The organism is Caballeronia sp., assembly GCF_049581465.1.
Taxonomy (GTDB): domain Bacteria; phylum Pseudomonadota; class Gammaproteobacteria; order Burkholderiales; family Burkholderiaceae; genus Caballeronia.
On record NZ_JBAUSA010000197.1, the window covers coordinates 1 to 5,107 of the forward strand.

5 protein-coding genes are annotated in these 5,107 nt (G+C 60.9%); all 5 read right to left on the minus strand.

Annotated elements, in window-relative coordinates; translation table 11 throughout:
* Window positions 1–135 precede the first annotated feature (135 nt).
* Window positions 136–528: an allophanate hydrolase-related protein gene (locus WCA53_RS04895; protein ID WP_423906228.1), complete on the minus strand. Its 393-nt coding sequence runs from the start codon at window positions 526–528 to the stop codon at window positions 136–138.
* 62 nt (window positions 529–590) lie between these two features.
* On the minus strand, window positions 591–1,550 hold the full coding sequence (arcC, locus tag WCA53_RS04900) for a carbamate kinase (RefSeq protein WP_423906231.1): 960 nt from the start codon (window positions 1,548–1,550) through the stop codon (window positions 591–593).
* A gap of 18 nt (window positions 1,551–1,568) precedes the next feature.
* Entirely contained in the window at window positions 1,569–2,972 is a 1,404-nt protein-coding gene (locus WCA53_RS04905) for a DUF1116 domain-containing protein (protein WP_423906235.1), read from the minus strand.
* A gap of 11 nt (window positions 2,973–2,983) precedes the next feature.
* The gene (fdrA, locus tag WCA53_RS04910) at window positions 2,984–4,531 is read right to left on the minus strand and encodes an acyl-CoA synthetase FdrA (protein ID WP_423906239.1); all 1,548 of its coding nucleotides are present in this window, start codon (window positions 4,529–4,531) and stop codon (window positions 2,984–2,986) included.
* Window positions 4,532–4,650: 119 nt separating this feature from the next.
* Window positions 4,651–5,107 (minus strand): DUF2877 domain-containing protein (locus tag WCA53_RS04915; RefSeq protein WP_423906242.1); only part of this gene is annotated, 457 nt, incomplete at its 5' end.

Sequence of the window (5,107 nt, forward strand, 5' to 3'; positions counted from 1 at the left end):
ACCGAGGCTGGAAGAAGAAAGCAGAACCGGTGTGACCGCGATGCCTAGCAAAATCATGGCGATGCGATAGCCGGGTGCGGTGTTACTACGGTCGCTAGTGTCGCGCATACAATTTCCCTTACGGTGCTTGTGGGGTCAGGCCGAATGAGAATGACCGGTATAAACGCGCCAGCTTCCGTGCTGCGTGATTTCCTTCTGGTTCTCGACGAGCCAGGGTTCTGCCAGGACACCGAGTACCTGGCTTCCACCCTTCAGCGTGACCTTGCCGATAGCCAGCCCAGCCGGTTCGCTCAGCAGCAGGCTCGCGAATGAAACGAGCGGCAATTCCCAGATTTCGAGCGCGACCGCGCTTCCTCCCGTTGCGACGCGAATCATTCCCGGATGCCGGTCGCCGATGCTCCAAAGCCGATAATGCGCATCGGTCATATCCTCGCGGACGAACACACCGCCCGCCGCAATCATGTTTGGGTTCAGCTCGAGTCCGCGCATCAGCGTCCCGTTCACGGCCAGATAAGTTTTGTCGGACATCGTCCTGCCTCGTTCAAGTTCAATTCAAGTTCAAGTATTGGAGTCTTGCTACGCGCAACCGGCTATTGCGTGATCCATGTGCCGGTCTCGTGATCGAGCGCGCGCCGGATAGCTTCCGGGCTGGTGATCAGCCCTTTCCCCGTTCGGCCGTGCTGCTGGCTGTACGCGACGAATCGGAGAATGGCCTCGACCTTGGGCAACATGCTTCCCGCGCCGAACTGGTTCTGCGCGATCAACGCGTTCGCTTCGGCCATGCTCAGGGTGTCGAGCCAACGTTGATCAGGCTGTCCAAAGTTGATGGCGACTTGTTCGACGCCCGTAGGTATCAGCAGAAGGTCCGCACCCAGTTGCTCAGCGAGAAGTGCCGACGCCAGATCTTTGTCGATAACAGCTTCCACGCCCGTGATCTGACGCTGGTCGTCTACGAGAACGGGAATGCCCCCGCCGCCGCAAGCAATCACCACGCAGCCTTGCGACAGCAGGTTCGCGATCACGTCGCGCTCGATGATCTCCAGCGGCTGCGGCGACGCCACCGTCCGGCGCCAGCCGCGGCCCGCGTCTTCCATCAGCGTCCAGCCGAGTTCTTTTTGACGGCGGCGCGCGGTGGCTTCGTCGAGGAACGCGCCAATGGGCTTGGCCGGATTGAGAAACGCGGGGTCGTCGCGGCTCACGCGCGTTTGCGTGACCACCGTCACCACTTGCCGATGAATTCCGCGAAGGCGCAATGCATTGCTCAACGCCTTCTGAAACATGTACCCGATCGCGCCTTGCGTATCGCCGACCGCGTAATCCAGTGGCACCGGGCGCACTTCATCGGCGGCCAGCTCGGAGCGACGCAAGATAAAGCCGACTTGCGGCCCGTTGCCATGCGTCAACACCAGGTCCCACCCGGCTTCGATCATCTCGGCGATATGTCGAGCGCTTTCGATCACTGCGTTGTATTGATCAGGAATGCTATCGTGTTGATCGTCACGTATCAGCGCATTACCGCCAACCGCGACGATTGCCAGAGGCTTCGTCATGTGCTTTTCCGTTTGGTTTCAGATGTGTTCGGCGAGCGCGCGGATCGCTTCTATAAAGCCCGCCATAGGCGCTGTGGTAATACCCGCACCGATCTGTCCAACGCCCGCCTGCTTGTGCGCGATACCCGTGTTGATCACGGGCAGGATGCTGCGATCGACCACCTTGCGAGCGTCGATACCCGCTGCCGTCGGCGCAAAATTCAGCGGTGGCAACGTGAACGCGGGGTTGCCGCCGATCGTGATCGCCTGCATGCGGCGGCTGTTCGCGGTGGCATCCGCGGGCGTGCCGCCCACGAACTTGACAATCGCCGGTGACGAAGCCATCGCGAATCCGCCCACGCCAGCCGTCTCCGTGATGGCGCTATCGCCGAGATCGGCTGCGGCGTCTTCCACGCCGTAACCTGGAAAGAACAAGCCTTCCACGGGGTTCGCGGGCGCCTGGAACCACTGGTCGCCCGTTCCCGACATGCGGATGCCGAAGTTCACGCCGTTGCGCGCCATGACGGTCACCATTGAACTGAAGGGGACGTTGTGCGCGGCGTCGGTCATGGCCTTGCAAGCCGCCATCGACAGGTTGAGAAAGAAGTGATCGTTGCCAACGATAAACGCCGTCACGCGCTGGACCGTTTCCAGCGGCAATCCGCATGCGAGCAGCGCGGGCAGAAGGCGCTTGATCAGGAGACCGGTCGCCGCAGCGTTGCGGTTGTGGACTTCGTCGCCCATGTGCAGCGCCTGCGCCATCATCGGCTTGAGTTCCACTTCACCGAGCACCTTCAGCGTCGCCTTCAAGGCGGGTGCCAGTTCCTGCTTCATCCAGTGAAGCCGTTGCAGGACTTCGTCGTTGTTCGCGCCGAAACGCAGCACCTTGCCGAGGCCTTCATTGAAATTGCTGTAGGCACGCCGGCCGTTCGTTTTGTTTTCGATCACCCAAAGCGGCATGGACGGGCTGATGATTCCTGCCATCGGGCCGACTGCCCCATAGTGGTGACACGGCTCGAACTCGACGCCGCCGTCCAGCACCAAACGCTCGGCTGCCTCGTGCGTGGCCGCCCAGCCTTCGAACAGGATCGCTCCGATAATCGCGCCCTTGACCGGCCCGCACATCGCGGTCCACGCGATAGGCGGCCCGGCGTGCAGGATCAGCTTGCGCCTGGCCATTGCGTCGATGGCCTCGGCCGCGCTCATGACATCGACGAGAACGGGTTGGGCGCTCAAATATTTCTGGAACGCGTACGCGTTTGCTTGCTCGACCAGGGGATGACGAATCAGCGATGCCAGCGCGAGGCCGCCGTCAATGTCGCCGAGAGCGGGCGGCTGCCAGTTGAGCCCGATCACATCGCCGCCTGCGAGCGTAAGGTTTTCAGCGAAGCTGCTCAGCCCGGCGTTCACCACTTTCAGTGGCTGATTGAATAGTTTGTTCATCGTGGGCCCCGTTATTTGTCAGCCTGAAGATGGGCGATATGGCTCGCCCATAGCGCCGCCTGCGCGTTGCAACCCGCGACCAGCACACCGGCTTCGCGCAGGGCATCGATTTGCCGGCTTCTTATTTGTGGATCGGCCTCGGTGCCGCAAACGTGCGCGATAAGCACGGGCAGTTCACGGCCGCGCGCCGCCTGATTGAGCAACGCGACGAGTTCGGCGCCGGGTTCGGCAGCCGCGCCGTAACCGAGCACGAGGTCGAACAACACGACCGCCGTGCTGGGATCGCTGAGTTCCGCGAGGATCCGCGCGTTACGCAGGGTGGGATCGATCATCGGATGGGGGCGGCCGCGGGTGAAGTCGTCGTCGCCCATATCGACGAGCGTGTGGCCCACGCTCGACCCGATGTCCTCAAGCCTTTTGTTCGTCGCGATCGGCGTATTGGACGACGCGCTGAATCCTTGCTCCTTGCAGAGCAGTTGGCTCTCGTAGCAAAAGGTGCCGCCAGCGAACACCCCGCGGATGTAGCGCCGCGCAGCGGGCAATGCGCTGCAACGCTCCTTCAGCATCGACGCCTCCAGTGCGTCGATAACGCCCGTGGGCTTGGGTAAAGCGCCGCCTTCGAACAACGCAACGGCATAGCCGGCCGCGTCGGCCAGCGTATGGGCGGGCGTGATTCCCGGCGCTGCAATGTCTTCGGACCGCGCGCCCAGGAAGTTGACGACGACCGGTTTGCCACCGGATCGCGCGCGCGCCAGTATCTTGCTCGCGACCGCTGCGGCCGGCGGCTTCGAGATCAATACGATGACTCGGGTGGCGGGGTCCTCGATCAGCGCGTCGAGGCCATAAAGCATGGAGATGCCGCCGATCGCTTCACTTAGGTCATGACCGCCCGTGCCCAGCGCCTGCGAGATTCCGCCGCCCAACTGGTCGATGCGGCAGGTCACTTCCTGCAAGCCGGTCCCCGATGCGGCGACCACGCCGATCGCTCCGCGCCTGACCACGTTGGCAAATCCCAGCGGCATGCCGTTGATGATTGCCGTGCCGCAATCGGGCCCCATCACGATCAGGTTCTTGTCGCGCGCGAGCGTCTTGATCTCCTTCTCGTGTTCGACGCTGACGTTGTCGCTGAAGAGCATCACCGACATGCCCAGGTTCAGCGCCTTGATCGCTTCTGCAGCCGCGTAATCGCCGGGAACGGAGATCAATGCAAGGTTCGATGCCGCGTCTTTTTCGACGCCCATCTCCAGGCTGACCAGCGCGGGCGGCTGAATTCCGTCGCTGCTGGATTCGACCGGCTTGCTGTTCAGGCGGGCTTCGGCGGTATCGAGCGCGACCGCGCACGCTTCGGCATCTCCGCGAACCGCAATGACGAGGTCGTTCGGACCCGCCTTGCAGCCGTCGTCCAGGTTCGCTTCTCGCAACTGCGCCAGATTCGTTCCGGTTCCCATCACCACGGACGCCTGCTGAATGCCTGGAAGCTTGCCAATCTGGGCCGATATCTGCATCAGGGAAACGGAGTCCTGATACATGTTCTTGAATACCTTGGTTTTAATGTTCATTGCACACGTCCGCGATTATCGTTACGCCCAACGCTTTTATTCCGGCTGTTAAGCGGCCTGGCCAATTCGACGCTCAATGCATCGAATGCCATATGATTTTTAACAATCAAAACTGAAAATCAGGTCGTTGTCATTTGTGGTTGCGCTACAGTTTCCAGCGCGTTGATTCCATTTATGTAACCCGCAAGACAATCGGCACCGGAAGCGGATCCAAATTCCATGACTTTATTCGAAGCCGTTATCACATCTTTCTGCGAATCGCCTTGCATTAAAACCGTTGTCAGATGATCGATTGGTTGCGAATAGTGACCTTGAATCGCCAGCGTGAGAAAATGTCCGCTGATACCGGTGGTGCGGTGTAATTGGAGTTTTACTACGTCCTGCATGAGTTTCAAGTGACTGGCTATAGCGGTGAAACGTTGCCAGGGCCACAACGCCGCGAGGTATCCGAGAAGATAATCATCGCCGTCGGGGGTCAGTCCTGACCCGAATCCAATCAGCTCCGACACGGCGTATTCAATAGCGTTACGTTCATCGGCCACATTCAAACGGGGCTTGCGCCCGGGCCAGCCCGGC